Source organism: Stenotrophomonas sp. P5_B8 (assembly GCF_054049855.1).
On the sequence record NZ_JBFULO010000467.1, the window covers coordinates 1 to 2,793 of the forward strand.

3 protein-coding genes are annotated in these 2,793 nt (G+C 59.4%); 2 read left to right on the plus strand and 1 reads right to left on the minus strand.

Translation table 11 applies throughout. The features are described from left to right. Window positions 1-383, plus strand: a 383-nt coding sequence (locus tag ACXJKH_RS18130) for a LysR substrate-binding domain-containing protein (RefSeq protein WP_457321419.1), incomplete at its 5' end; no start/stop codon positions are given. A gap of 121 nt (window positions 384-504) precedes the next feature. Then, on the plus strand, window positions 505-891 hold the full coding sequence (locus tag ACXJKH_RS18135; RefSeq protein WP_457321421.1) for a hypothetical protein: 387 nt from the start codon (window positions 505-507) through the stop codon (window positions 889-891). A 64-nt stretch (window positions 892-955) separates the two neighbouring features. Here the strand turns inward: ACXJKH_RS18135 and ACXJKH_RS18140 are convergent. Then, the coding region (locus ACXJKH_RS18140; protein WP_457321423.1) for a sensor domain-containing phosphodiesterase at window positions 956-2,793 on the minus strand (1,838 nt) is incomplete at its 5' end.

Sequence of the window (2,793 nt, forward strand, 5' to 3'; positions counted from 1 at the left end):
GATCTGGAGCAATCAGTCGCAATCTGGAGAACGATTTCCTGATTAAGATGAACCTGCTTCATGACCGGGATCCTTCCGCAAGCTGGGAGCAGTGGCGTCGCACATATGGTCCCTCAACCTTGTCACTGGCCAGCGGGCCTCGACTTGCCTCTTCCGATCTTGTGCTTCGCTCAGCCGAGCTGGGTCATGGGGTGGCCCTTGCCCGCAGTCGATTGGCTGAGGCTTCAGTGAAGGAAGGAACCCTCTTCAGGCCCTTTGGCTCGAAGGAAGTGCCTGTCCCCAATGCCTATTGGATTGTCCGTCCCAACCTGTCGGTTGACGCACGGGCACGCCGCCATGCCATTACCACTGTGGTTGCTTGGCTCAAGGAACAGGCCGCGTGAGATGGGGCGCTGCGAGGGGAGCAGCACTGGTTGTGCCTTGACGCCGCTGTCATGAGGCGTTGACGACGCCTTGGCGATCACTGTGGATACTCCGGCCAAAGACCCCCCAGAGACAGCCCCGATGGCCAGCAGCAATCCGGCTCCCGAAGTTGTGCGCATTGAAGTGATGGACTTGGACGCTGGCGAAGTGGCCGTTGTTGCCCAGCTCGACCAACAACCGCCAACCGAGTGGGTGGAGGGCCTTTGCCGTATCGTCGATTCGACGCCGGGCATGGAGGAGGTCGCCGTGCGTTTGGACGGGTATTGGCTTTTCTTCGTGGGCTTTGGGGCAGGCAGCGGCTCCGCCATTCACCACCGTGTGGCGCAACTGATCGCCTCCGCAAGAGACCTTGGTCGCGGCCCGCGGCCAGCTAAGAAGCCGAGAGCGGCCAGCAAAAAGGAAACGCCGACACCCATTGCGGATCAGCGTTACACGGAAGGTGCTGCGATACATGCGTTGCAGGTGTAGGTTTGGTCGCTGCCGCAAAAGGTTCACGACGGAAACGAATCCAACTTCTCGTCGGGTAGGGTTCCTAAGAATTCACGGAGGCCTTGTCCTCGCTCTCTCCGGTTCCGCGGTCACTGAAAACCTGAAGTAGCGCTTCGGCATTGAGGGGGCGGGAGAGGAGATATCCTTGGATCTGATCGCATCCATGCTCCTGCAGAAAGCGGAGTTGAGCCGGTGTCTCTACACCTTCTGCCACAGTGTGGTAGCCGAGCTCGCGAGCTAGGTTAATGATCGCCAGGACCTTGGGCTTGGCCTTGGGATCGGTCTCCAGATTGTCGATCAGGGACTTATCCATCTTAATGGTGTCGATCGGCAGGTCAGACAAGTAGCCGAAATTGCTGTAGCCGCTCCCGAAGTCGTCAATCGCAATTTTGATGCCGGCATCGGCCATTGCTCTGATCTGACGCCCGGCGACCGAGTCGGCGCGTAGCCACTCGCCCTCCGTAATTTCAATTTCAATGCAGTCAAAGGGCAGGCGGCGCGCCTCAAGCATTGAACGAAGTCTTGTCCAAGCGTCTTCAGAGGAAAGGTCAGCGCCGGACAGATTGATGGAGAGGGCTAAATAGTGACGTGCGGCGCGCCACGCGACCAGTTGATCCAGCGCAGCATCGAGCACCCACGGGGTGACAGCCTCCATCAAAGCGGTCCGCTCAAATATCGGGATGAACTCTCCTGGGCTCACAGGCCCCAAGCGGGGGTGCGTCCAGCGAAGCAAGGCCTCCGCCGACACCGGCTGAAGGTCACAGGCGCGGTAGCGCGGTTGATATTGCAAATAAAACTCGTCCTTCCGGAGCCCGCGCTCTGCGTCAGCGGCCAAACGGTATCCCCGACGCATGCGATCGTCGCGCTCCTCGGAATACCAGGCGAAGGGCTGCCGCGCTTCGAAGGATTCATGCAGCCCGATCAATACCTTACGAATCACATCGTCACCGGTGTCCGCGCCCAGAGTCACAGCGCAGATTCCCGCGTAGAAGCGCGGAGACATCGGAACTGCCGCTGCCATCAATGGCCGGGACATGCGCTGGCGAAGCTCGTTCACCAGCGCTTCCAATTCCTTTGGACTGGGTAGGTCGACCAAGAACGCAAAGCGTGTCACACCGACGTGGTAAACGTCCGCCAAACCTTCCAGCGCTAACTTCAGCCGGACGCCTGCTCGACGAATCAAGACCTCCAGCGGCCGCATGCCGAGGGCTTGGCCGGCCTCATTGGCGCGAGGGATATCAAACACGTCCAAAAGAACCGCGAACATTCGCCGGCCGCTGTGCCTCTCCGCCAAGCCGGCATAGTCAATCTGGAACTGGTGTCGATTCGGAATTCCACTGACCGGTTCCAGGCGGCCGGACATGTTTCTCAGCTCAAGTTGCGCAATCACCAACTGGGCCAAAGTGGACAGCTGGGCGCGCTCTGGCTCTGAGAACTCGCGCACCTTTGTGTCCATGATGCACATGGCGCCTATAGCGACACCGTTCTTCGCCACAAGGGGCGCTCCGGCATAAAACAGCAGGTGGGGCGGAGCGACGACCAATGGGTTGTTCTCAAAGCGCGGGTCCTCCCGAAGATCCGGGACGACCATCACCTCGTTGCAGGCGATCGCATGGGCGCAGATGGAGAACCTTATATCCGTCTCACCGACCGGCAAGCCGATTCGGGAAATAAATCGCTGCTTGTCGTCTCCGACAATTGAGACGAACGCCACTGGAGCATTGAAGGCGAAGGCGGCCAGCGAGGTGATGCGATCCAAGGATGGCCCGGACTCCGAGTCCAAAACATGCATCGCTCCCAAAACCGCCATCCGTTCCTGAGCTTCGGTGATAGGCACATTCATAGCAACTGCGCGGCAACCATTCGACGGTAAGTTAGCTC